The organism is Methylobacterium terricola (assembly GCF_006151805.1).
Lineage (GTDB): Bacteria > Pseudomonadota > Alphaproteobacteria > Rhizobiales > Beijerinckiaceae > Methylobacterium > Methylobacterium terricola.
This window is the reverse complement of the sequence record NZ_VDDA01000001.1, coordinates 539,263-562,433: the sequence shown is the minus strand read 5'-3', so window position 1 is coordinate 562,433 and position 23,171 is coordinate 539,263. Positions and strand designations below refer to the sequence as shown.

20 protein-coding genes are annotated in these 23,171 nt (G+C 72.4%); 9 read left to right on the top strand and 11 right to left on the bottom strand.

What is annotated here, in order from left to right:
* The first annotated feature begins 50 nt into the window (after positions 1–50).
* From purE to FF100_RS02440, 3 genes are all read left to right on the top strand, one after another.
* Positions 51–548 (top strand): 5-(carboxyamino)imidazole ribonucleotide mutase, encoded by a 498-nt coding sequence (gene purE, locus FF100_RS02450; protein ID WP_139033956.1) that lies wholly within the window; start codon positions 51–53, stop codon positions 546–548.
* Positions 545–1,678 carry a 5-(carboxyamino)imidazole ribonucleotide synthase gene (locus FF100_RS02445; RefSeq protein WP_139033955.1) on the top strand — a complete coding sequence of 378 codons (1,134 nt, stop codon included), beginning with the start codon at positions 545–547 and terminating at the stop codon, positions 1,676–1,678. The genes purE and FF100_RS02445 overlap by 4 nt, the downstream gene beginning before the upstream one ends.
* Before the next feature lie 249 nt (positions 1,679–1,927).
* Positions 1,928–2,809 (top strand): tetratricopeptide repeat protein, encoded by an 882-nt coding sequence (locus tag FF100_RS02440; RefSeq protein WP_139033954.1) that lies wholly within the window; start codon positions 1,928–1,930, stop codon positions 2,807–2,809.
* Between the two features lie 133 nt (positions 2,810–2,942).
* Here FF100_RS02440 and FF100_RS02435 read toward each other — a convergent pair whose 3' ends face one another.
* The 4 genes from FF100_RS02435 to FF100_RS02420 all read right to left on the bottom strand — a co-directional run bounded on the left by FF100_RS02435 (position 2,943) and on the right by FF100_RS02420 (position 6,755).
* Positions 2,943–3,389 carry a GNAT family N-acetyltransferase gene (locus tag FF100_RS02435; protein ID WP_139033953.1) on the bottom strand — a complete coding sequence of 149 codons (447 nt, stop codon included), beginning with the start codon at positions 3,387–3,389 and terminating at the stop codon, positions 2,943–2,945.
* Positions 3,390–3,491: 102 nt separating this feature from the next.
* Positions 3,492–4,490, bottom strand: coding sequence for a class II fructose-bisphosphatase (gene glpX, locus FF100_RS02430; protein WP_139033952.1), 999 nt, complete (start codon positions 4,488–4,490; stop codon positions 3,492–3,494).
* Positions 4,491–4,619: 129 nt separating this feature from the next.
* Positions 4,620–5,942: a homoserine dehydrogenase gene (locus FF100_RS02425; RefSeq protein WP_139033951.1), complete on the bottom strand. Its 1,323-nt coding sequence runs from the start codon at positions 5,940–5,942 to the stop codon at positions 4,620–4,622.
* Between the two features lie 144 nt (positions 5,943–6,086).
* Entirely contained in the window at positions 6,087–6,755 is a 669-nt protein-coding gene (locus FF100_RS02420) for a ceramidase domain-containing protein (protein WP_139033950.1), read from the bottom strand.
* Between the two features lie 102 nt (positions 6,756–6,857).
* Between FF100_RS02420 and xth the strand changes: the two genes are divergently transcribed.
* A complete protein-coding gene (xth, locus tag FF100_RS02415; protein WP_139034288.1) occupies positions 6,858–7,655 on the top strand; it encodes an exodeoxyribonuclease III in 798 nt (265 codons plus the stop codon).
* Here the strand turns inward: xth and FF100_RS02410 are convergent, their stop codons facing one another.
* Together FF100_RS02410 and FF100_RS02405 are read right to left on the bottom strand one after the other, a co-directional pair.
* Positions 7,656–8,423, bottom strand: coding sequence for a Crp/Fnr family transcriptional regulator (locus tag FF100_RS02410; RefSeq protein WP_246101880.1), 768 nt, complete (start codon positions 8,421–8,423; stop codon positions 7,656–7,658). It abuts the gene before it with no gap.
* On the bottom strand, positions 8,420–8,851 hold the full coding sequence (locus FF100_RS02405) for a response regulator (protein ID WP_139033949.1): 432 nt from the start codon (positions 8,849–8,851) through the stop codon (positions 8,420–8,422). Before FF100_RS02405 ends, FF100_RS02410 begins: the two co-directional genes overlap by 4 nt.
* A 308-nt stretch (positions 8,852–9,159) precedes the next feature.
* On the opposite strand from FF100_RS02405, the gene FF100_RS02400 reads away from it, so the two are divergent.
* Both FF100_RS02400 and FF100_RS02395 read left to right on the top strand, forming a co-directional pair.
* Complete coding sequence (locus FF100_RS02400) at positions 9,160–9,873, top strand: Crp/Fnr family transcriptional regulator (RefSeq protein ID WP_139033948.1); 714 nt, start codon at positions 9,160–9,162, stop codon at positions 9,871–9,873.
* On the top strand, positions 9,873–10,130 hold the full coding sequence (locus tag FF100_RS02395) for a DUF6894 family protein (protein ID WP_139033947.1): 258 nt from the start codon (positions 9,873–9,875) through the stop codon (positions 10,128–10,130). Before FF100_RS02400 ends, FF100_RS02395 begins: the two co-directional genes overlap by 1 nt.
* On the opposite strand, the gene FF100_RS02390 is transcribed toward FF100_RS02395, so the two are convergent.
* The 4 genes from FF100_RS02390 to FF100_RS02375 form a co-directional block, all read right to left on the bottom strand.
* Positions 10,108–10,383 (bottom strand): hypothetical protein, encoded by a 276-nt coding sequence (locus FF100_RS02390; protein WP_139033946.1) that lies wholly within the window; start codon positions 10,381–10,383, stop codon positions 10,108–10,110. The two genes, FF100_RS02395 and FF100_RS02390, sit on opposite strands and share 23 nt — an antisense overlap.
* Positions 10,384–11,011: 628 nt before the next feature.
* A complete protein-coding gene (locus FF100_RS02385) occupies positions 11,012–11,893 on the bottom strand; it encodes a transglutaminase family protein (protein WP_139033945.1) in 882 nt (293 codons plus the stop codon).
* 12 nt (positions 11,894–11,905) lie between these two features.
* The gene (locus tag FF100_RS02380; RefSeq protein WP_139034286.1) at positions 11,906–14,443 is read right to left on the bottom strand and encodes a circularly permuted type 2 ATP-grasp protein; all 2,538 of its coding nucleotides are present in this window, start codon (positions 14,441–14,443) and stop codon (positions 11,906–11,908) included.
* A gap of 26 nt (positions 14,444–14,469) precedes the next feature.
* Positions 14,470–17,721, bottom strand: a complete 3,252-nt coding sequence (locus FF100_RS02375; RefSeq protein ID WP_139033944.1) for a transglutaminase family protein — start codon at positions 17,719–17,721, stop codon at positions 14,470–14,472.
* Between the two features lie 292 nt (positions 17,722–18,013).
* Here FF100_RS02375 and FF100_RS02370 point away from each other — a divergent pair, with 292 nt between their 5' ends.
* The 3 genes from FF100_RS02370 to FF100_RS02360 all read left to right on the top strand — a co-directional run bounded on the left by FF100_RS02370 (position 18,014) and on the right by FF100_RS02360 (position 22,428).
* Positions 18,014–19,174 carry a zinc-binding metallopeptidase family protein gene (locus FF100_RS02370; RefSeq protein WP_139033943.1) on the top strand — a complete coding sequence of 387 codons (1,161 nt, stop codon included), beginning with the start codon at positions 18,014–18,016 and terminating at the stop codon, positions 19,172–19,174.
* 682 nt (positions 19,175–19,856) lie between these two features.
* A complete protein-coding gene (gene ilvD / locus FF100_RS02365; protein ID WP_139033942.1) occupies positions 19,857–21,590 on the top strand; it encodes a dihydroxy-acid dehydratase in 1,734 nt (577 codons plus the stop codon).
* Positions 21,577–22,428, top strand: a complete 852-nt coding sequence (locus FF100_RS02360) for a tetratricopeptide repeat protein (protein WP_171070019.1) — start codon at positions 21,577–21,579, stop codon at positions 22,426–22,428. Before ilvD ends, FF100_RS02360 begins: the two co-directional genes overlap by 14 nt.
* A gap of 31 nt (positions 22,429–22,459) precedes the next feature.
* Here FF100_RS02360 and FF100_RS02355 read toward each other — a convergent pair whose 3' ends face one another.
* On the bottom strand, positions 22,460–23,083 hold the full coding sequence (locus FF100_RS02355) for a glutathione S-transferase family protein (protein ID WP_139033941.1): 624 nt from the start codon (positions 23,081–23,083) through the stop codon (positions 22,460–22,462).
* Positions 23,084–23,171 lie beyond the last annotated feature (88 nt).

The window sequence follows — 23,171 nt, the reverse complement described above, 5'->3', positions numbered from 1 at the left end:
GGCCCGTTCGCGCGGCTTGGCGGCTTTTTTGCGAGAGGATGCGCTTGACGATGGCGGCATCGCCCCCCGTCGCGGTGATCATGGGCAGCCAGTCGGACTGGGCCACGATGCGCCACGCCGCCGAGACCCTCGACGCCCTCGGAATTCCCTACGAGGCCCGCATCGTCTCGGCCCACCGCACCCCGGACCGCCTGGTCGCCTTCGCCAAGGGCGCGAAGGCCGCCGGGTTCCGGGTGGTGATCGCGGGCGCCGGCGGTGCCGCCCACCTGCCGGGCATGGCCGCCGCCATGACCCCGCTGCCGGTCTTCGGCGTGCCGGTGGAATCGAAGGCCCTGTCAGGCCAGGACAGCCTGCTGTCGATCGTCCAGATGCCGGCCGGCATCCCGGTCGGCACGCTCGCCATCGGCCGGGCCGGCGCGGTCAACGCGGCGCTGCTGGCCGCCGCCGTCCTGGCGCTGACCGACGACGACCTGGCCGGCCGGCTCGACGCCTGGCGCGCCCGCCAGAGCGCGGCGGTGGCCGAGCACCCGGATACGAGCGCCCCGTGAGCACGACGCCCCCCCGTCTCGCCCCCGTCGCGAGCCCCGGCCCCATCGCCCCCGGCGCGACCATCGGCATCATCGGCGGCGGCCAGCTCGGCCGCATGATCGCGGTCGCGGCGGCGCAGTACGGCCTCAAGGCCCATATCTACTGCCCCGATCCCGACAGCCCGGCCTTCGAGGTGGCGGGCCGGCGTACCATCGCGGCGTATGACGACGCGGCGGCGCTCCAGGCCTTCGCCGCATCCGTCGACGTGGTGACGTACGAGTTCGAGAACATCCCGAGCGACACCGCCGAGATGCTGGCGGCGCGCCGGCCGCTGCATCCGAGCGCCTCGGCGCTGGCGACCACGCAGGACCGGCTGACCGAAAAAAGCTTCGTCGCCGGCCTCGGCATTCCGGTAGCCCCGTTCCGGGCGGTGGACGATGCCGCGGGCCTCACGGAGGCGGTGCGGGAGATCGGCCTGCCGGCGGTGCTGAAGACCCGGCGCTTCGGCTACGACGGCAAGGGCCAGGTGATGCTGCGGGAGGCGGGCTTCGATCCCGTCGCCGTGATGGCCTCCCTGCGCGACCAGCCCTCCATCCTGGAAGGCTTCGTGCCGTTCGAAGCCGAGGTGTCGGTGGTCGCCGCCCGCACCGCCGAGGGCGGCTTCTCGGCCTATGCGCCCTGCGCCAACGAGCACCGCCACCACATCCTCGCCCGCACCGTCGTGCCGGCCCCCGGCATGGCGGAGGAGACCGCCGCCGAGGCGATGGCGATCGCCCGCACCATCGCGGACGCGCTCGGCTATGTCGGCGTGCTGGCGGTCGAGATGTTCCTGGTCCGCAAGCCGGACGGGCGCGCCGGGGTGGTGGTCAACGAGATCGCGCCGCGGGTGCACAATTCCGGCCACTGGACCATCGAGGGGGCCCAGACCTCGCAATTCGCCCAGCACGTCCGGGCGATCTGCGGCTGGCCGCTCGGCAGTCCGGCGCTGACCGGCCCGTCGGTCGAGATGCTGAACCTGATCGGCGACCAGGCCGACGACTGGGCCCGGATCCTCGCCGAGCCGGGCAGCCACCTCCACCTCTACGGCAAGGGCGAGGCGCGGCCCGGCCGCAAGATGGGCCACCTGACCCGGGTCGCGACCGGGGCCTGACCCGACCGGGTGCGGCCTTCCTGCCACACCCATCCCCCGCCTCCACCTCCCCTGCCGCAGCGGCGGCGGCAGGCCACACCTTCGCCACATCGGACCGCACAAGCGTCGGACGCGCATCGCCTTAAGCCGGCGTTCACCCCGATCCGGAATGGTATGTCCGGCACCGGAACCGCGGCTTCAAGCGGCGCGTGCGTGCGAATGGCGATGGCGCGCGGCGCGACAGGATGCGCCGCCCCTTGGGAGCGGGCGATGAACAACGTGATCGGCTTGAGCCGCGTGACACCGGCGGCCCGGGTGCTGGGGGCGACCGTGCTGACCGCGCTGGCGCTCGCCGGCTGCGATACGGTCAGCCGCGCGACCGCGACGCGGCAATTCGCGGTGGTCGAGGCCGACAAGTCCGGCGCGACCGAGGTCAACATCGCCTCGCTGACCGACGTGATCCAGCGCAACCCGAGCGACGCGGCGGCCTACAACACCCGCGGCGCGGCCTATGCCCGGGCGGGCAATTTCGATTCGGCCATCGCCGATTTCACCAAGGCGGTCCAGCTCGACCCGAACTCGGCCTCGGCCTACGGCAACCGGGCCCTGGCCTACCGCCAGTCGGGCCGCAACGACGCGGCGTTGCAGGACTTCACCAAGGCGATCAACGCCGATCCGAACTACACCGCCGCCTATATCGGCCGGGCCAACCTGCAGCGGGCGCAGGGCAACTACGAGGCCGCCTACAGCGACCTCAGCCAGGCGATCCGCCTGACGCCGGAATCGGCCGAGGCCTACCACGCCCGCGGCCTGGTGCGGCAGGCGCAGGGGCAGCACCGCTCGGCGATCGGCGACTTCGACGCCGCCATCGACCGCAACCCCTTCGTGGCCGCGCCCTACGCCGCCCGCGGCCAGAGCCTGATCGCCACCAACCAGTACGACAAGGCGATCGAGGACTACAACGCGGCGCTGAACGTCAACAACAAGGACGCGGATTCCTGGGCCTATCGCGGCCTGGCCTACGAGAAGTCCAACCGCCGCCAGGAAGCGACGGAGAGCTACCAGCGCGCCATCGCCATCGACCAGGGCAATGCCGTCGCCAAGCAAGGGCTCGGGCGGATGCAGGGCGGGATGGCGTCGTTGTTCCGATAGGAGCGACGCGGCCCTAAGGATGACGGAGGCCTCCGGCGATGTGCCGGGGGCCTTTTTCGTTGAGCCTCGTTCTCATACCCTCGCGCGTTGCGCCTTGCGCCGCCGAACGGATCCGTCCGAAGGCGCGGCGGTATCAGAACACCTTCCGGTACTGGATGAAGCCCGGCCGGTCCGCCAGCGTGTCGTAGAGCGCCCGCGCCGTCACGTTGGCCTCCTGGGTCAGCCAGTAGACCCGGCTCGCCCCCGCCCCGCGCGCCGCGGCGTAGACCGCCTCGATCAGGGCCCGCCCGACCCCCTGCCCGCGGGCGGCGGGCGCGGTGAACAGGTCCTGGAGGTAGCAATAGGGCCCGGCGGTCCAGGTCGAGCGGTGGAAGATGTAGTGGACGAGGCCGGTGACGGTGCCGTCCTGCTCGGCCACGAGGGCGTGCATCGGCTCGGCCGGGTCATGCAAGCGGGCGAAGGTCAGGTCGGTGACCTCGGGGGCGACCGTGGCGCCGTAGAAGGCGAGGTAGCCCTGCCAGAGCGGATCCCAGGCGGCGCGCTCGTCGGGGCGCAGCGGGCGGATGGTCGGGCTCGGCATCGGCGGCGATTCCTCGGAGGAGAGACGCCGCAGGGTCGTGGGGAACGGCCCCAGGATCAAGGGCCGCGCCGGCATCCCGGCGCGGCCGATAGGCAGACGATCCTACTTCAGGTGGAACTTGTCGAAGTCGCGGTGCTCGGCCTCGATGCGGCGCACGGTGCCGGTATGCGAGCGGTAGACGACCGTCTCGGTGCGGATGGTGCTGCGGCCGAACTTCACGCCCTTGACCAGCGCCCCGTCGGTCACGCCGGTCAGCGCCACCACGACGTCGCCGCGGGCGAGATCCTCGAGTTCGTAGAGGCGGTTCGGGTCGGCGACGCCCATCTTGGCGGCGCGGTCGCGCTTCTCCTCGGTGTCGAGGATCAGGCGGCCCTGCATCTGGCCGCCGATGCAGCGCAGCGCGCCCGCCGCCAGCACGCCCTCGGGCGCGGCGCCGATGCCGAGATAGATGTCGATGCCGGTCTCCTCGGGCATCGTCGTGAAGATCACGCCGGCGACGTCGCCGTCCGAGATTAGGCGCACGCCGGCCCCGGTCCGGCGGATCGCCGCGATCAGGTCGGTGTGGCGCGGCCGGTCGAGGACGAGCGCGGTGATCTCGGCCGGCGGCACGCCCTTCGCCTTGGCGAGCGCGTGGATGTTCTCCTCGGGGGTGGCGTCGAGATGCACGGTGCCGGCCGGGTAGCCCGGGCCGATGGCGATCTTGTGCATGTAGACGTCGGGGGCGGCGAGCAGGGTGCCGCCCTCGGCCATCGCCATCACGGCGACGGAGCCCGGCATGTCCTTGGCGCAGAGGGTCGTGCCCTCCAGCGGGTCGACCGCGATGTCGACCTTCGGGCCCGAGCCGTTGCCGAGGGTCTCGCCGATGAACAGCATCGGCGCCTCGTCGCGCTCGCCCTCGCCGATGACGACGGTGCCGTCGATCGGCAGGCGGTTCAGCTCGCGGCGCATCGCGTCGACGGCGGCCTGGTCGGCGGCCTTCTCGTTGCCCTGGCCGCGCAGGCGCGCCGCCGCCACCGCCGCCCGCTCGGTGACGCGCACCAGCTCGAGGGTCAGGATGCGCTCGATGACCTGGCTCGGTCCCGGCTTCTTGGCGTCCGACATGCGTTGGTGATCCCTGCTGTTCCTTGGGCCCGGGTCTTAAAGGAGAAACCGGCGCCGCTGAACTGAATTCTGTCAATCGACGGGCCGGTTATCGGTGGATGACCGGCCGGCCCCTCGCCTCCGCCGACCCTACTCGCGCTCGATGCGGATGAGCTGCGGCGGCTCGGACAGGAGGCCGTCGGCCGCCATGGCGTCGAGGCTCGCCCGGATCGCGGCCTCCGTCGCCGCGTAGGTGATCAGCACCAGCGGCACCGGCAGGCCCGAGCGGCCGTGGCGGTCGCGGGCCGCGGCGCTGTCGGAGCGGTGCTGGAGGATGCTCTCGAGCGAGATCTCGCGCTCGGCCATCTTGGTGGCGACGCCGGCGGCGACGCCCGGGCGGTCGTGGACGGTGAGGCGGATGTAGTAGCCGCCCTCGTGGCGCTGCATCTCGGCCCGGGCCGGGGCGGCCAGGGCCGCCACCGGGCGGCCGAAGGCCGGCGGCACCCGGCCGGCCGCCACGTCGGCGATGTCGGCGACCACCGCCGAGGCGGTGGCCTCGCCGCCGGCGCCGGGGCCGATCAGCGTCAGCTCGCGCAGGGCGTCGGTGTCGATGGTGACGGCATTGGTCACGCCCATCACCTGGGCGATGGCCGAGGATTTCGGCACCATGGTCGGGTGGACCCGCTGCTCGATGCCGGCCGCCGTCGCCTCGGCGACGCCGAGCAGCTTGATCCGGTAGCCGAGCTCGTCGGCCATGCGCAGGTCGAGGGGGGTGATCGCCGAGATGCCCTCGACCGAGACGCCCTCGGCGTCGAGCTCGGTGCCGAAGGCGAGGCTGGTCAGGATCGCGAGCTTGTGGGCGGTGTCGAAGCCCTCGACGTCGAAGGTCGGATCGGCCTCGGCATAGCCGAGCGCCTGGGCATCCTTCAGGCAGGCCTCGAAGGTCAGGCCCTCCAGCTCCATCCGGCTCAGGATGTAGTTGCAGGTGCCGTTGAGGATCCCGTAGACGCGGGAGATCCGGTTGCCGGTCAGCGCCTCGCGCAGGGCCTTGACCACCGGGATGCCGCCGGCCGCCGAGGCCTCGAAGGCGAGCGCGACTCCGGCCGCCTCCGCCGCGCGGGCGAGGCCTGGGCCGTGACGGGCGAGCAGCGCCTTGTTGGCGGTGACGACGTGCTTGCCCGATGCGAGCGCCGCCTCGACGGTCTCGCGGGCCTTGCCCTCCGCACCGCCGATCAGCTCGACCACGCAATCGACGTCCGCCGAGCGGGCGAGCGCGACCGGATCGTCGAACCAGGTCACGCCGGCGAGATCGAGGCCGCGGTCGCGCGTGCGGTCGCGGGCGGCGACGGCGGTGACGGTGACCGGACGCCCGGCGGTGGCGCCGATCGCCTCGGCGCGGCGCGCGACCATGCGGACGACGGAGGCTCCGACGGTGCCGAGACCGGCGATGCCGAGGCGGAGGGCTTGAGTCATGGCGTGCATTCCGGGCAGGCAGGCGCGTGAAGGCCGCAACCGTGGCGGCCCCGCAGCGGCGTCCTTCTGCAACGGTTTCCGAACCCGTGCAAGGAAGCCGGGTCCCGCGGCGTCAGGCGGCCGGATCGGCCCGCGACAGAACCGTCAAGCCGCCGGGCCGGCGCGACGCGCCGCCCGCACCAGACCGTAGAGCACGCAAGCATTCAGCAGGTGCCAGAGCCAGTGGGTGCCGAAGGGCACGCGAGGGCAGAGGGCGGCGTCGAGCGTGCGCGCCGCGAGCGAAGCGAGGAACAGGACGCCGATGCCGATCAGCGCTGCTCCCGCCCGGTTGCCGGAGAGCCGCGCCGCCGCGCCGACGCCGAACAGCGCGAGCGCCGCGGGCGCGTAGGCGACCGAACCGTTGCTGGCGGTCCCGAGCGACCGCCCGGCGAGGTGCGACAGGATCGGCTCGAACAGGGCGGCGGCGACCGCGAAGGCGAGCGTCCCGGCGAGCGCCGCGAGCGCCCCGAATCGGAGGAAGCGCCGCACGGCGAGGAAGAAATACGCGTGGATGAACAATGCGATCGGGATCACGTCGGCGAGCATCGCCCATTGCACTGCCAGCGTGTGGAACAGGAGACTGCCGATCCCGATCACCCCGATCAGCCAGGCGAACCCGTCGGCGACCGGGTCCCGGGTCCGGCCGCGGCGCAGCAGCAGGATCGCCGCGACCATGAAGGCGGCATTCGAGACCGCATTCAACGGCTCGGAGAGCAAGTCCGGCCCGGTGCGCTCGCAATAGTCGCGCACCGGCTCCCACCAACCCGATCCCATGCCCGTCCCCACCTCGCGGCCGCGCCTCGGCTTGCCAGCGCGGCGCGAAACCCCGATGACGGGACCTTGCCACGAATGCGGTTGCGAGCGGCGCGGGACGCGATGCGGATCACCACCTGGAACGTCAACTCGGTCAGGCAGCGTCTGCCCCATCTCCTCGGCTTCCTGGCCGAGGCGCAGCCGGACGTGGTCTGCCTCCAGGAGCTGAAATGCGTCGACGACGCGTTTCCCCGCACCGAAATCGAGGAAGCGGGCTACGTCGTGGCGACCCACGGCCAGAAGACGTTCAACGGCGTCGCGCTGCTGGCCCGCCGGCCGCTGCCGCTCCAGGAGATCCGCCGCGGCCTGCCGGGCGACGACAGCGACGAGCAGGCACGCTACATCGAGGCGGTGATCCCGACGCCGACCGCGACCGTGCGGGTGGCCTCGATCTACCTGCCGAACGGCAATCCCGTCGCCACGCCGAAATACGACTACAAGCTCGCCTTCATGCGCCGCCTCCAGGCCCACGCCGTGGCCTTGCGCGAGAAGGAGGAGGTGCTGGTGCTCGCCGGCGACTACAACGTGATCCCCGAGCCCGAGGACGCGGCGGATCCGGCGGCCTGGACCAGCGACGCCCTGTTCCTGCCCCAGACCCGGGCGGCGTTCCGCGCGCTCCTCAACGAGGGCTTCACCGACGGGCTTCGCGCCTGCGACGGGCGGGCGGGCGTCTACAGCTTCTGGGACTACCAGGCCGGCTGCTGGCCGCGCAATCAGGGCATCCGGATCGACCACCTGCTGCTGTCGCCGCAAGCCCTCGACCGCCTGGTCTCGGCCTCGGTGCAGAAGCACCTGCGCGGGCTCGAGAAGCCGTCGGACCACGTGCCGGTGACGGTGGAGCTGGACGTGGCCGTGGACTGATCAATCCACCGCCGGGCGCAGGTAGTCGGCCTGGAACTCGGCGATGGCCTGCAGGCCGGCGAGGTTGAGGATGTCGACCCGCTTGCCGCCGACCTCGACGAGCCGCATCAGCCGCAGCTGGCGCAGCACCCGGTTGACGTGGACGTTCGACAGGCCGGTCGTGTCGGCGAGGTCCTGCTGGGTCAGGGGCAGGTCGTAGCCGGCCTTCGTCGCCCAGCCGACCACGCGCAGCCGCTCGTGCAACTCGCAGAGCAGGTGCGACACCCGCTCGATCGCCGAGCGGCAGCCGACATTCATCACCCATTCCCGCGTCGTCTCCTCCTCGGCGAGCTTGGCGAGGCGGAAGCCGCGGGCGATCCCGGCATGGCGCGCGACGAGGCCGGCCAAGGCCTCGCGCGGCACCCGCGCGACCCGGCAGGTCCCGATCGTGCCGACGCTGTGGTTCATCCGGCACGGATGCACGAAGTCGAGGTCGCAGAGGTCGCCCGGCAGCAGGTAGGCGGTGATCTGGCGCGCCCCGCTCGGGCGGTGGCGGTAGCGGCAGGCGACGCCCTCGACGACCAGCACCGCGCTCTCGGGCACCGCGCCCTCGGACAGGAGGTCGAAGCGCCCCTCGACGCGCTGCGCGCCGGCGCCGAGGCCGGCGAGCGCCGCCTGCTCCTGCCCGGTCAGAGCGCCATAGGCCGAGAGCTTGCGCACCACCGGGTGGAGCAGGTGCCCCCCGGGGGACGGAGCGACGGGGGCGAGCGTGGTCATCGTCAGGGTCATGGTCGCGCCTCGCGGGCGAGCGTGCCGAGCACCAGGACGAGGTCCCGAGGCCAGGCCGGCTTGGTCAATCGTGGCGCGGCGCGCAGAGCCGCACAGGCCATGGCGTCGTGCGCATCGCCGGCTCCCGGTCGGGAGGGAGCGTGGACCAGGCAGGGAGCCTGGACGAGAAACGGGATGCCCCGCGCCCGCAGCGTCCCGGCGAGCCGGCTGCCGTCGCCGTCCCGGAGCGGCAGGTCGAGGATCGCGAGGTCGGGCACGCGCCCCGCCAAACCGGACCCGGCCATCCAGGCCTCGGCCTCGGCCTCGGTCCGAAGCGGCCCGGCAACGCGGTACCCGGCCTCCGCCAGAATGTCGCCGAGATCCAGGCCGAGCAGCAGATCGTCCTCGATCAGCAGCACGGTCGGATGGTCTCCGTCCTGTGGCATCATCGACCCCTCCGGATCCCGCCTACGCCCTGGGCTGTGCAAGGGTTGTAGGCTCCCGCATACGTCTTCGACAGAGATCGACGCGCTTCGGTATTGTATCGAACAATGGCATTGCCGGTCGTTCGTTCCAAAATCTGCGCAATATCGTGACGAAGCGGCGCAGTAAAATTAGTTTTTTTCAGGCATCATTTGGTATTTTCCATCTTTTTCATCGGTACGAGTTTGGAAAATTCGGCCATCCTTGATAGCAACCGCCCGGCCTCGCACCGGGGCAGGAGGTTCTGGCCGGCCGCGATCCCGGAGAACAGCCCATGCCACAGCTTCAGCAGGCCATGGTGCGCAACCGCCTTCTCCGGGCAATGGCCCCGGAGGATTTCGCGCGGCTCCAGCCTCATCTCGAGTTCGCCGCGGTCCAGATCCGCGAGCCGATGGTTCTGCCCGACAGGCCGGTCGAGGCGCTGTTCTTCGTCGAGAGCGGCATGGTCTCGGTCTGTACCGCCCACGAGGATACGCAGATCGAGGTCGGGCTGATCGGCCGGGAGGGCCTGGTCGGCGTCTCGCCGGTCCTCCTCTGCGTCGACCGGACGCCGCACCTGCACTTCGTCCAGATCGCCGGCGAGGTGCTGGGCATCGGCCGGGACGCCTTCTGCGATGCGGTGGCGCGGAGCGAATCCCTGCGCCGCCTGCTGCTGCGCTACATCCACACGCTGATGGTGCAGGCCGCGCAAACCGCCCACGCCCACGCCGCCCTCGGCCTCGAAGGCCGGCTCGCACGCTGGCTGCTGATGTGCCACGACCGGGTCGACGGCGACGAGCTGACGCTGACGCACGAATTTCTGTCGATGATGCTCGGCGTGCAGCGGGCGGGCGTGACGCTGACGATCCAGAACCTGGAGGGAGCAGGCCGCATCCGCGCCAAGCGCCGCCGCATCGAGGTTCTCGACCGCGACAAGCTCAAGGCGCTGACGAACGGCAGCTACGGCGTGCCGGAGGCCGAATACGACCGCCTGATCGGGAGCGCCTGATGCCGCGGTATTTCTTCCATCTCCGGTACGGCCCCGGCCCGGACGGGCTGGCGCGCGATCCGGAGGGGGACGACCTCGCCGGCCCGGACGAGGCCCGCATGCGCGCCCTCGCCATGGCCCGCGACCTGATCGCCCGCACGCGGGTGCAGGCGGTGCGGGACTGGTTCGCCTGCACCTTCGAGGTGACCGGCGAGGACGGCCGGGCGGTGGCGACCGTGCCGTTCGCCGACACCGTCACGGAGGACGACGAGGGCTGAGGCTCGCCGTGGCACCGGGCGCGAGGCGCCGGGCGATCCAGGCCTGAGCCGCGTCGAGATCAGCGAACTTGCCCGGCTGCGGCGAGGCCAGGGGTCCGAAACCGGCTTCGAGGAACCACAGGCCGGCATCGTCGCCATGCACGTCGGACAGGCAGACCAGCACGGCCGCGAGCGTCCCGTCGGCGAAGACGAGCAGGCCGCGCTCGTCCTCGCTCCCGGTCCTGACGCGCACGGGCTGGAGCGTGAGATCCATGCCGGGGCAACGGGGCGGCGCTAGGTTGGTTCTGTCGCCCGGGCGCAGGCGCCTGCGCTGCATGGCAGCCCTCCGCCTGGGGAACAGGTCCGGCCGTCGCCGGATGGCCGTGCGAATTCGCCGTCGCCGAGCCCCCCCGGGGCGGGCGCTGCGACGCGGCAGGAACCGGCCCTGAAAGCCACAACGATCGCCGCGGCCCTCGTCCTCGGCAGCACCGGGTCCGCGATGGCCCAAGGCGCGAGCCCAGGCGCCGGCGGTGGCGCCATCGGCGGAACCACCCCGAGCGGGACCGGCGCGGGCGGCCGGCGAGCAGGCCGACGGCAGCGCCACCAAGGCGCGCGAAGCGGGGCGGGCGAGACCGCGGCGAGGGGCCGCCGCACCGCGGGCAAGCGCGGCCGCAATCGAGCGCCAGACTCCCGCGGTGCTGACGCAGAAGTTGTCCGGCGCCCCGCCTAAATGCCCGGAGATTGATCCAAGTTGAGGACGCCCCCCGGGAACCGGCCCATTCTCCTCCTCGCCACGCCGGCCCTGTCCCGTCCGATCGACGGCACTCGGCTGGTGTCGCTCCGGCGGGCCGGGGCCCTTCTCCTCGGCGTTCAGCGCATCAGCCCGGCCCGCCCATCCGCCTTCAGGCGTCCTCCTCCTCCGGCACCACGTCGACCGCGACGCTCAGGCTCTGCGCGCCCGACCCGGCGATGATCCCGGCGACCGGTGCCACGTCGGCGTAGTCGCGGCCGCGGGCGACGACGATATGATCGTCCTGGACGCCGATGTCGTTGGTCGGATCGAGGCCGACCCATTCCTCCCCGCACCAGAACGCTACCCAGGCATGGCTCGCATCCGCCCCTTCGAGCCGGGGCTGCCCCGGCGGCGGCAGGGTGCGCAGGTAGCCGCTGACATAGGCCGCCGGCAGGCCGAGGCCGCGTAGCGCCGCGATCATGATGTGCGAGAAGTCCTGGCACACGCCGCGCCGGCCGGCGAAGGCCTGGGCGAGCGGCGTGCCGACCTCGGTCGCCTCCGAATCGAAGGTGAAGTCGGCCCGGATGCGGTGCATCAGGTCGAAGGCGCCCGCCACGGCGCCGCCGCCGGCCGGGAAGCTCGCCCGGGCGTAGTCGGTCACTTCGGGCAGAAGCGGCACCCGGCGGCTCGGGGCGCAGAAATGCAGCGGGGCGGCGGGGCCGAGGCCCGTTCCGCCGAGCACCCGCGCCCGCACCTCCTCCCAGGCGAGCCCGGTCTCCGGATCCGGGAGCGGCGGCCGCTCGACCCGGACGCGGGAGCGCGCGTCAATCCGGAAGTCCCGGTGCGGCGTCTCCACGGTGAGCGACACCGTGCGGTTGCCGAAGAAGTCGCCGCGCTCGGTCGCGGTGCGGGGCGCAGGCTCAACCACGACCTCGTGCGACAGGGGCACCTGCCCCTCCCCCGCCGCCGGCGCGAGGCGCAAGGCGCAGCGGGCGAAGCCGACCGGGTTGCGATAGGCGTAGGCCGTCAGATGGCGCAGGCGGTAGAGCATCGGGGCGGGGGCTCAAGCCAGCGTGACGAGGGTTTCGGGCCGGGCGGCATCCGACCCACCCGGGAAGTAGCGCGCGCCGATCGCCTCGGCGATCGCCCACAGGCGTCTCTCCCAGGCGGCTACGGTCTCGAGCGGCAGGGTGGCGGCCTCCGCCCCGGCGATCTCGCCCATCAGCCCGGCGACGAGGCGCGCCGGCGCCTCCGCCACGCCGTCCTGGCGCAGGGACGGCAGGCCGGCGAGGCGCTCGGCCAGCCGCTCGACCTGGAACGCGACGGAGCGCGGGTTGTAGGGATCGAGCAGGACCATGTCGCGCACCGGCGCCAGCGCCACGCCGAGGATGTAGCGTGCCCCGTAGGAGATGCGGGAATCGACGAGTTCGAGGAGCACGCCGAGATCGTCGGTGCTGGCCCCGGCGCCGCCGAAATCGAGGGCGAAGCGGCAGGCATTGACCGCCCGCTCGACCCGCCGGCCCATGTCGACGAAGGCGAAGCCGCCGGCCCGGTTCATGTTCTCCTGGGCAAGGCCGGCCAGCGCCGCGGTGAGCGACAGGGCGCGCTCGGCCCTGTCGAGGAGCGCGGCCTCGGAATCGGTCCCGTCCGCCGGCGCCTCCAGGGCGGCGTGCAGGGCCGAGAGCGCCCGCCAGGTCTCGCCCGAGAGCCGCTCGCGCAGGGAGGCGGCGTTGCGCCGGGCCGAGAGGGCGTGGCTGAGGCCCGAGCCCCATTGGCCGCCATCCGAGAGGGCGTGCTGGGCGAGCTCCGCCGCCGCGCCCTCGACCGAGGGCACGGCGCCCCAGGCGTGCAGCAGGCTGCGGATGCGGGCGGAGGTGGCGCGATCCTCCTCGGCGGTGGAGACGGCGCCGGCCCCGTCGAGCAGGCAGGCGGTGAGGCGGATCACCGCCTCGGCCCGCTCCAGGTGGCGGCCGAGCCAGAACAGGTTGTCGGCGGCCCGGCTCGGCAGCAGGCCGGGCACCCGGCGCACCGCCACCCGGTCGCTCGCCGGCAGCAGGGTGGCCTGGGCGGCGGTCGGACCGGACGACAAGACCCAGACGTCGGCGGCGCGGACCCCGACGCCCATCGCCACCGGGCGCACGTCCGGCGTCTCGGAGATGCGGCAGAAGCCGCCGGGCATCACCCGCCAGCCCTCCGGCGTCGCGGCGGCGAAGACCCGCAGCACGAAGGGCCGGGGCACCAGCCGCGTGCCGTCCCAGACCGGGGCGGTGGACAGCCGGACCGGCTCGTGGGCGACGAGGTCGCCGGGCCGGTCGCGCAGGACGGCCCGCAGGCGCTCGGTCTCGGCCGCGTCGCGGCCCTCGCCGAAGGCCCGGCTGGTGAAGGCGCCCTGCGCCGGCGCCGCGGCCGGCCGGAAGGCGAGCGCGTCGAACCGCGCCATCACGGCTTCGCGCTGCGCGGGGTCGCCGCACCACCAGGTCGGCAGGCCGGGCAGGCGAAGGGGCTCGCCGAGCAGCCGCTCGCACAGGGCCGGCAGCGAAGCGGCGAGCCACGCGCTCTCGACGAGGCCGGTGCCCGGCATGTTGCCCATCGCGACCGCGCCGGCCCGCAGGGCCTCGACGAGGCCCGGTGCCCCGAGGCGCGAGGCGGGGTTGAGCTCCAGGGGATCGACGAAGTCGCCGTCGATGCGCCGCCACAGCACGTCGACCCGCTTGAGGCCGGCGACCGTGCGGATCGACACCATCCCGTCGCGCACCAGGAGGTCGTCGCCCTCGACGAGGGCGAAGCCGAGGTAGCGGGCGAGGACCGCCTGCTCGACATAGGTGTCGCTGTAGGGGCCCGAGGTCATCAGGCCGATGCGCGGGTCCTCCCGGGTCGCCGTGGCGGCGAGGCCGTCGCGAAACGCCTGGAAGAACGCGGCGACGCGCTCGACCTCGAGCGCGCCGTAGACCTCCGGCAGGGCCCGCGCCATGACCAGGCGGTTCTCGAGGGCATGGCCGGCGCCCGACGGCGCCTGGGTCCGGTCGGACAGCACCCGCCAGGCGCCGTCCGGCCCGCGGGCGAGATCGGCGGCGTAGAAATGCAGGTGGCGCCCGCCCGGGGGGGCGACGCCGACGAGCGGACGGAGGAATTCCGGATCGCCCGCGGCGGCGGCCGCCGGCAGCAGGCCGGCGCGGGCGAGGGCGCCGTCGCCGTAGAGGTCGGTCAGGACGGCTTCGAGGAGCTCGGCGCGCTGCGCCACGCCCGCGGCGATCCCCTGCCACTCCGCGCCCTCGATCAGGAGCGGCAGGGCGCCGATCGGCCAGTCGCGCTCGGTCGTCTCACCATAGGCCCGGTAGGCGATGCCGGTATCGTGGATGTGCCGCCCGGCCGCGGCGAGCCGGGCGGCGATCTCGCAATCCGGCAGCCCGGCGAGGCAGCGCAGGAACCTGTCCCAGGCCGGCCGCAGGGTGCCGTCGTCCGCGACCAGCTCGTCCGGCAGGCCGGGCAGCGGGGCGTACCCCGCCGTCCAGCGCGCCAGCCGCTCCGCGGGCGCGTCGGGCCGCGGCCGATCGTGGGGCGCGGGCGCGGCGACCTTCACCTCCGCCGGCGCCTCGCTCATCGCGGCCTCGCTCACCGGGGCATCGCTCACCGGGGATTCGGCGTGCGCAGGTCGAGGGTCATGGGGAATTCGCGCCGCGGCTCCTCCGGCGGCACGCTCACCCGGCCCGGGGTGTGGCCGTTCTCCTGGAAGCGCGCGAGGCGGCGCCCCTCCGCCTCGTAGGTGTTGATCGGGAAGGTCTCGTAGTTGCGCCCGCCCGGATGGGCGACGTGGTAGACGCAGCCGCCGAGGGAGCGCCCGCTCCAGGTGTCGAGCACGTCGAAGGTGAGCGGCGCGTGGACCGGCAGGGTCGGGTGCAGGGCCGAGGCCGGCTGCCAGGCCTTGAAGCGCAGGCCCGCCACCGCCTCGCCCGAGCGGCCGGTATCGGTCATCGGCAGGCGCCGCCCGTTGCAGGTGACGACGTGCCGGCTCGGCACGTAGCCGGTGACCTTGGCCTGCAGCCGCTCCACCGAGGAATCGACGTAGCGCACCGTGCCGCCGATCGATCCCTCCTCGCCGAGCACGTGCCAGGGCTCCAGCGCCTGGCGCAGCTCCAGCTTGACGCCGCCGCGCTCGACCTCGCCGTAGCGCGGGAAGCGGAACTCGGCCTGCGCCTCGTACCAGGCCGGATCGAAGGCGTAGCCGGCGCGGTTGAGGTCGCCGAGCACCGACGAGAAATCCTCCCACAGGAAGTGGGGCAGCATGAACCGGTCGTGCAACGCCGTGCCCCAGCGCACGAAGCCGCCCTCCTGCGGCTCGCGCCACAGCCAGGCGACGAGGGCGCGCAGCAGCACCTGCTGGGCGAGGCTCATCCGCGCCTCGGGCGGCATCTCGAACGAGCGGAACTCCAGCAGGCCGAGGCGCCCGGTCGGGCCGTCCGGCGAGTACAGCTTGTCGATGCAGATCTCGGCCCGGTGGGTGTTGCCGGTGACGTCGGTGAGGATGTTGCGGAACAACCGGTCGACGAGCCAGAGCGGCACCTCGGGGCCGTTCGGCGGCGGCACCTGGGCCAGCGCGATCTCAAGCTCGTAGAGCCCGTCGTGGCGCGCCTCGTCCATCCGCGGCGCCTGGCTGGTCGGGCCGACATAAAGGCCCGAGAACAGGTACGACAGGGACGGGTGGCGCTGCCAGTACAGCACCAGGCTCTTCAGGAGGTCGGGCCGGCGCAGGAACGGCGAATCGGCCGGGGTGGAGCCGCCGAGCACGACGTGGTTGCCGCCCCCCGTCCCGGTATGGCGCCCGTCGATCATGAATTTCTGCGCGCCGAGCCGGGTCTGGCGGGCATCGGCGTAGAGGCCGGTGGTGATCTCGACCGCCTCGCGCCAGGTCTTGGCCGGCTGGACGTTGACCTCGATCACGCCGGGATCGGGCGTGACCTTCACCACCGAGAGGCGCGGATCGTAGGGCGGCTCGTAGCCCTCGATGTGGAGCGGCTGGCCGATCTCGGCCGCGGTCTCCTCCAGGGCGGCGACCAGCCCCAGATACTCGTCGACCCGCTCGATCGGCGGCATGAACACGCACAGCACCCCGTCCCGCGGCTCGACCGCGAGGGCGGTGCGGACCGCGACGCCGACCGGGGCGGGCCGGCGCTGCGGCGCGGTGGCGGCGCCGGGCTGGAGCGGCCCGCGCTGCTCGATCGGGTCCTGAGGGACGTAGTACGGGTAGACGCCCGGCGGCACGTAGGGCAGCGAGGCGAGCGGAAGGCGGAAGCCGGCCGGCGAATCGCCCGGCACCAGGTAGATCGCGCCCCGCTTGAGCTGCCAGGCCTCCGAGACCCAGTGCCGCTCGGGCCCGACCGCGACGTTGGCGATCGGCAGCACGAAGCCGACCGCGTTCTCGATGCCGCGGGTATAGACCCGCACCATCCGCCGTTGCGCCTCCTCGTCGCCGACCTTCGGGTCGAGGGGCGTGACGTTGATCGGCAGGTCGGCGACCTTGCGGTCCCAGTATTCCGGGTCCTCGAAGACCGGCTGGACGTAAGGCTCGAGGCCGAGCCGGCCGGCGAGGCCGTGGATCAGCGCCTCGGCCTCGCGGATGCCGGCGTCGCGCGGGCCGGTCTCGGAGGCGATCAGGGCGGGATCGCGCCAGACCGGCTCGCCGTCCTTGCGCCAGTAGAGGCCGAAGGCCCAGCGCGGCAGGCTCTCGCCCGGATACCATTTGCCCTGGCCGTAATGCAGGAAGCCGCCGGGGCCGAAGCGCTCGCGCAGGCGGCGGATCAGCGCGTCGGCCAGCCCGCGCTTCGTCGGCCCGACCGCGGCGGCGTTCCATTCGGGGGCTTCGAAATCGTCGACCGAGACGAAGGTCGGCTCGCCGCCCATGGTCAGGCGCACGTCCTGGTCGGCGAGGTCGCGGTCGATGCGCTCGCCGAGCGCGTCGAGCGCGCCCCAGGCCTCGTCCGAGAACGGCTTGGTGACGCGGGGCGCCTCGGCGACCCGGGTGACCTGCATGGTGAAGTCGAACGTCACCTCGGCTGGGTCGGCGAGGCCGACGATCGGCGCCGCCGAGCGGTAATGCGGGGTCGCGGCGAGCGGGATGTGGCCCTCGCCGCACAGCAGCCCCGAGGTGGCGTCGAGCCCGATCCAGCCGGCGCCCGGGACGTAGGCCTCGGCCCAGGCGTGGAGATCGGTAAAATCGGTCGTGGTGCCGGCGGGGCCGTCCACGGCGGTCGTGTCGGGCACGAGCTGGAGCAGGTAGCCGGAGACGAAGCGGGCGGCCAGGCCGAGGCGGCGCAGCACCTGCACCAGCAGCCAGGCCGAGTCGCGGCACGAGCCGCTGCCCTTCTGCAACGTCTCGGCCGGGGTCTGCACCCCGGGCTCCATCCGCACGACGTAATTCACCGTGTCGCGCACCAGCGCGTTCAGCGCCACCAGGAACTGCACGGTGTTGGGCTCGGCCGGCAGCCGCGCCATCAGGGCGTCGATCTCGGGGCCGCCAGCCTCGACCGCGAGGTAGGGGCCGAGCTCGGCCTTCAGGTCGTCCGGATAGGCGAAGGGCCGGGTCTGGGCGTATTCCTCGACGAAGAAGTCGAACGGGTTGATCACCGCCATGTCGGCGACGAGATCGACCTCGATCCGGAATTGCGTCGTCTTCTCGGGGAAGATCAGCCGGGCGAGCCAGTTGCCGTTGGGATCCTGCTGCCAGTTCACGAAGTGGTTGGCCGGCGTGACCTTGAGGGCGTAGCTCTCGATCCGGGTGCGGGTGTGCGGCGCCGGGCGCAGCCGGATCACCTGCGGCCCGAGGGCGATCGGCCGGTCGTAGGTGTAGGACGTGACGTGGTGCAGGGCGGCCTTGATCGACACGACGGTTCCGAACCTTCTGCTGGGTGGAGGGATGAGCCCGCCGTCCGCTCGCGCGGTTCTCCCGCGCGGGCTGACGCGGTTCTACACCTTGGCCGGGCCGGCGTCAGCCGGCGCGTCGACGACATGAACCCGCATCGCGTCCCTTTGCGTCACCATGCGGCCTCATCCCGGGCGGCGGGGCGAAAAAATGAGGCAAGTCCCGTGCCGTCACCGGCGGAACCACGGGCGGGGATCGCCCCTTGGTGCAGGCAGGTCCCGCATCCGCTCCGGGAGCACCTGCCCGGACGCCGCGATGAAGATCTTCCAGTGCCAGGCCTGCGCCCAGCCGGCCCATTTCGAAGCCGATTCCTGCGAGAGCTGCGAGTGCCGGCTCGGCTACGACCCCGAGCTCACCGACATGACGGCGATGGTGCCGGCCGGCGCGCGCTGGCGCGGCCTCGCCGATCCGCGCCGCAAGTACCGTCCCTGCGCCAACCGGGTGTCGGGCGGCTGCAACTGGCTGGTACCGGCCGCCTCGTCCGAGACCTACTGCCTGGCCTGCCGCCACAACCGGGTGGTGCCGGACCTGTCGATCGCCTGGAACAAGACCCGCTGGCGCGAGGTCGAGGCGGCCAAGCGCCGGCTGTTCTACGCCATGCTGCGCCTGCGCCTGCCGCTGGCCTCCCGGCGCGAGAACCCGGCCGGACTCGCCTTCGACTTCCTGGTCGATCCGGCCGAATCGTATCTCGTCGGCCCGCCGGTGCTGACCGGGCACGATAACGGCCTCATCACCCTCAACATCGCGGAAGCCGACACCGTCGAGCGCGAGCGCCGGCGCACCCAGTTCGGCGAGCATTACCGCACGCTCCTCGGGCACTTCCGCCACGAGATCGGGCATTACTTCTGGAACGTGCTCGTCCGGGCCGATCCCTGCCTCGACGCGTTCCGGACGGTGTTCGGCGACGAGCGGGCCGATTACGGCGCCGCGCTCCAGCGCCACTACGCCCACGGCCCGGCCGAGGGCTGGCAGGAAACCTTCGTGTCGGCCTATGCCACCTCGCATCCCTGGGAGGACTTCGCCGAGACCTGGGCCCATTACATGCACATCATCGACACGCTGGAGACCGCGAGCCAGTTCGGCGTGCGGGTGCAGCCCAAGCTCCAGGCCGGACCGGCGCTGCACGCGCCGATCACCCTCTCGGCCAAGGTCGATTTCGACCCGTATCGCAGCCCGGATTTCGGCCGGCTGATCGAGGCCTGGCTGCCGCTCACCTTCGCGATGAACTCGCTCAACCGCAGCATGGGCCAGGCCGACCTGTACCCGTTCCGGATGACACCGGCGGTGATCGGCAAGCTGTCCTTCGTGCACGACCGCATCTACGCCCGCACCGACGCGCCGGAGGCCGAGGCCGGGACGCTCAGGGCGGTGATCGCGGGATTGCGCCATCCGGTGGCGGCCCCGCGCTCGGCGTGAGCGGAACGACGCATCGCAACGCTCTTCGACGCCTCGTCCGGCACCCTCATCGTCATTCCAGGGCCGCGGCGCGGGGCCCGGAATCCAGAAACGCCGGACGTGCAGGCTAGGGTGGAGCGGCTTCCGCTCCATTCTTGCGAACCTCAGTGTCTCGAGTCCGGGCTCCGCTCCGCGGCCCCGGAATGACCTTGTGCGGCAGACCCGTTGCCGCGATGCCGCAGGGCCGGATGAGGGTGGCCAGCCGGCCCGAGGCCGCCTGCCATGCCCCGCCGCCGCCCTTCTTCCGCACCCTCTCCGCCTCACCCCGGGCACAAACGCGCGTCAGGTAGAGCCCTGCCGCCGGACGGCATCTCTCACCTTCCGTTAGATCTTACGTTAGATCTTGACCGCAAGCGTAGCTGTGGCGAGGTCGCAACACCCCGAAAGCATCCCAGGTTTGCCCCAGACCGCACTTTGCTCCGCCGCGTTCCCGCCATAAACCGGCGGCACCTCAACGGCCACGTTAAACGACTGTCCCTACAGTGATTTATCGCGGTGTTTCCGGGTCCCCGGGGATCGCGGGCGGCGCTGGCGGATTGACCCGGCAACGGGTCCGTTTCGCGTGGACCGTCCCAGGGCGGTGCAGGGAGCGGGACCGGGGAAACACCGGCCTATCAAGAAACTACGGGTACGGGACAGGGCCATGGACGCGCGTCACACCACCGACAAATCGAAGCTGCCCAGCCGCCACGTGACCGAGGGTCCCGAGCGCGCGCCGCACCGGTCGTACCTGTACGCCATGGGCCTGACCCGTGAGCAGATCCACCAGCCGCTGATCGGCGTGGCCTCGTGCTGGAACGAGGCGGCGCCCTGCAACATCTCGCTGATGCGCCAGGCGCAGGCCGTGAAGAAGGGCGTGGCCTCCGCCGGCGGGACGCCGCGGGAATTCTGCACCATCACGGTCACCGACGGCATCGCCATGGGGCATCGCGGCATGCGCGCCTCGCTGCCGTCCCGCGAGGTGATCGCCGACTCCGTCGAGCTGACCATGCGCGGCCATGCCTACGACGCGCTCGTGGGGCTGGCCGGCTGCGACAAGTCCCTGCCCGGCATGATGATGGCGATGGTGCGCCTCAACGTGCCGTCCGTCTTCATCTATGGCGGCTCGATCCTGCCCGGCACCTTCCGGGGCCAGCCGGTCACGATCCAGGACCTGTTCGAGGCGGTCGGCAAGCACTCGGTCGGCACGATGAGCGACGACGACCTCGACGAGCTGGAGCAGGTCGCCTGCCCGTCGGCCGGGGCCTGCGGCGCGCAGTTCACCGCCAACACGATGGCGACCGTCTCCGAGGCGATCGGCCTCGCCCTCCCCTACTCGGCCGGCGCCCCGGCGCCCTACGAGATCCGCGACCGGTTCTGCGCCACCGCCGGCGAGATGGTGATGGAGCTGCTCGCCAAGAACATCCGCCCGCGCGACATCGTCACCCGCAAGGCGCTCGAGAACGCCGCGACCGTGGTGGCGGCCTCCGGCGGCTCGACCAACGCGGCGCTCCACCTGCCGGCGATCGCGCACGAATGCGGCATCGAATTCGATCTCTTCGACGTCGCCGAGATCTTCAAGCGCACGCCCTACATCGCCGACCTGAAGCCCGGCGGGCGCTACGTCGCCAAGGACCTGTTCGAGGTCGGCGGCATCCCGCTCCTGATGAAGACGCTCCTCGACGGCGGCTATCTCCACGGCGACTGCCTCACCGTCACCGGCCGCACCATCGCCGAGAACCTCGCCAAGGTGGCCTGGAACGCCGACCAGGACGTCGTCCGCCCGTCCAGCCAGCCGATCACCGTGACCGGCGGCGTCGTCGGCCTCAAGGGCAACCTGGCGCCCGAGGGCGCGATCGTGAAGGTCGCCGGCATGCCGCCGGAGAAGCAGACCTTCGCCGGCCCGGCCCGGGTGTTCGACAACGAGGAGGCCTGCTTCGAGGCGGTGAAGAACCGCCAGTACAAGGAGGGCGAGGTCCTGGTGATCCGCTACGAGGGCCCGCGCGGCGGCCCCGGCATGCGCGAGATGCTGGCGACCACCGCCGCCCTGTACGGCCAGGGCATGGGCGACAAGGTGGCGCTCATCACCGACGGGCGCTTCTCCGGCGCCACCCGCGGCTTCTGCATCGGCCATGTCGGGCCGGAGGCGGCGGTGGGCGGCCCGATCGGCCTCCTCAAGGACGGCGACCTCATCCGCATCGACGCGATCCAGGGCTCGCTCTCGGTCGACCTCACGGACGAGGAGCTGGCCCAGCGCCGCGCGGCCTGGCAGCCGCGGGCCAACGATTCGACCTCGGGCTACCTGTGGAAGTACGCGCAGACCGTCGGCCCGGCGGTAACCGGCGCGGTGACGCATCCGGGCGGGGCCCAGGAGACGCTCTCCTATGCGGATATCTGAGGCCGGCCTGCCCGTCCGGGCGGGCCGCCGGTTCCTCCTCGCGCTCCTCGGCCTGACGATGGCGGGGGCCGGGCCTGCCGCGGCGCTCGACGCCGCGGTACGGACCCCGGTGCCCGCGGCGGCGGGCTACCGCAACGCCCGCGAGGCGATGCGGACGGGCATGCGCGACTACAATGCCGGCGACAAGGAGGGCGCCGCCCGCGCCCTCGAATACGCCGCCGGCCAGGGCCACGCCCTGGCGCTGTGGAAGCTCGGCCGCATGTACGCGGAGGGCGACGGCGTCCCGCACGACGACCTCAAGGCGTTCGAGTTCTTCTCGAAGATCGCCGACGAGAACGCCGACGAGAGTCCGGAGGCGCCCAATGCCGGCGTGGTGGCGAGCGCCTTCACGGCGCTCGGCCGCTACTTCCTCGACGGGATCAAGGGCTCCTACGTCCGCGCGAACGTCGAGCGCGCCTACGACATGTTCAACTACGCGGCGACTTATTACGGCGACCCGAACGCGCAGTACAACCTCGCCCGGCTCTACCTCGACGGCACCGGCGTGAGCCAGGATCCGCGCCAGGCGGCGCGCTGGTTCAACCTCGCCGCCGAGAAGGGGCACCCGGCGGCGCAGGCCCTGCTCGGCCAGCTCCTGATCAACGGCCAGGGCGTCACGGTGCAGCGCGCCCGGGGGCTGGCTTGGCTGACGCTCGCCCGCGACGCCGCCGACGGGCCGAAGGACCAGTGGATCGTCGCCCTGCAGGAGCAGGCGATGGCGACGGCCAACGAGCGCGACCGGGCCGAGGCCCAGTCCCAGGTCGACGGATTCTACCGCCGCAGCGCCAAGGGGCGCTAGACGAGGGGACGGGCCCCGCCCCCTCGAACGATCAGCCCTGGCGGGCCGCGATCGCGGCTTGGAACGACGGGCGTTCCAGGATGCCCGCGACATAGGCCGCGAGGCGCGGCCAGCGGCCGGCATCGACCGCCTCGCCGGCAAGGCGCAGGTTGTGGAACGTCGTCACGACCGAGATGTCGGCCAGGCCGAAGCTGCCGCCGACGAGGTACGGCCCGTCGATCACGCCCTCGAGGTAATCGAACAGCCGCGGCAGGTCCTCGCCCAGGCACTTGGCGACGACCGCTTCGTCGCAAGGCTGATTCATCATGTGCGGCCGCAGCACCCGCTGGACGAAGGGCTTGATCAGCACCGGGAACAGCTCGGTGTCGCCGAACTCGTCGAACCAGATCGCCCGGCCGAGATCCTGAGCGCCGGTCGGCAGCATGGCCGGCGCCGGATGCCGGCGCTCCAGGTAATGGATGATCGCCGAGGAATCGGCGAGCCGAAACTCCTCGTCCTCCAGGGCCGGAATCTTGCCGAACGGGCTGGCGGCCTGGAAGCGCGGATCGGGATCGTGGAAGCGCAGCGGCACGTGCCGGGCCTCGATCCCCTTCTCGGCGAGGACGACGAGCACCTTGCGAACGAACGGCGACAGGCTGGTGCCGTAGAGTTTCATCAATTTCTCCCATGCGGCCGGTCCGGGCCGCCGGCGCGGTATCGCACCGGATCCGCCCGGATGGCACCCCCGCCTGGAAACCGCAGGC

Excerpts from the sequence above, each read along its gene's own strand:
- FF100_RS02435 (WP_139033953.1), bottom strand. The coding sequence starts at position 3,389 with ATGCCGAGCCCGACCATCCGCCCGCTGCGCCCCGACGAGCGCGCCGCC.
- FF100_RS02440 (WP_139033954.1), top strand. The coding sequence starts at position 1,928 with ATGAACAACGTGATCGGCTTGAGCCGCGTGACACCGGCGGCCCGGGTG.
- FF100_RS02420 (WP_139033950.1), bottom strand. The coding sequence starts at position 6,755 with ATGGGATCGGGTTGGTGGGAGCCGGTGCGCGACTATTGCGAGCGCACC.
- glpX (WP_139033952.1), bottom strand. The coding sequence starts at position 4,490 with ATGTCGGACGCCAAGAAGCCGGGACCGAGCCAGGTCATCGAGCGCATC.
- FF100_RS02425 (WP_139033951.1), bottom strand. The coding sequence starts at position 5,942 with ATGACTCAAGCCCTCCGCCTCGGCATCGCCGGTCTCGGCACCGTCGGA.
- FF100_RS02370 (WP_139033943.1), top strand. The coding sequence starts at position 18,014 with ATGAAGATCTTCCAGTGCCAGGCCTGCGCCCAGCCGGCCCATTTCGAA.
- FF100_RS02395 (WP_139033947.1), top strand. The coding sequence starts at position 9,873 with ATGCCGCGGTATTTCTTCCATCTCCGGTACGGCCCCGGCCCGGACGGG.
- FF100_RS02405 (WP_139033949.1), bottom strand. The coding sequence starts at position 8,851 with ATGATGCCACAGGACGGAGACCATCCGACCGTGCTGCTGATCGAGGAC.
- FF100_RS02390 (WP_139033946.1), bottom strand. The coding sequence starts at position 10,383 with ATGGATCTCACGCTCCAGCCCGTGCGCGTCAGGACCGGGAGCGAGGAC.
- FF100_RS02410 (WP_246101880.1), bottom strand. The coding sequence starts at position 8,423 with ATGACCCTGACGATGACCACGCTCGCCCCCGTCGCTCCGTCCCCCGGG.
- FF100_RS02380 (WP_139034286.1), bottom strand. The coding sequence starts at position 14,443 with ATGAGCGAGGCGCCGGCGGAGGTGAAGGTCGCCGCGCCCGCGCCCCAC.
- FF100_RS02355 (WP_139033941.1), bottom strand. The coding sequence starts at position 23,083 with ATGAAACTCTACGGCACCAGCCTGTCGCCGTTCGTTCGCAAGGTGCTC.
- purE (WP_139033956.1), top strand. The coding sequence starts at position 51 with ATGGCGGCATCGCCCCCCGTCGCGGTGATCATGGGCAGCCAGTCGGAC.
- FF100_RS02360 (WP_171070019.1), top strand. The coding sequence starts at position 21,577 with ATGCGGATATCTGAGGCCGGCCTGCCCGTCCGGGCGGGCCGCCGGTTC.
- FF100_RS02400 (WP_139033948.1), top strand. The coding sequence starts at position 9,160 with ATGCCACAGCTTCAGCAGGCCATGGTGCGCAACCGCCTTCTCCGGGCA.
- xth (WP_139034288.1), top strand. The coding sequence starts at position 6,858 with ATGCGGATCACCACCTGGAACGTCAACTCGGTCAGGCAGCGTCTGCCC.
- ilvD (WP_139033942.1), top strand. The coding sequence starts at position 19,857 with ATGGACGCGCGTCACACCACCGACAAATCGAAGCTGCCCAGCCGCCAC.
- FF100_RS02385 (WP_139033945.1), bottom strand. The coding sequence starts at position 11,893 with ATGCTCTACCGCCTGCGCCATCTGACGGCCTACGCCTATCGCAACCCG.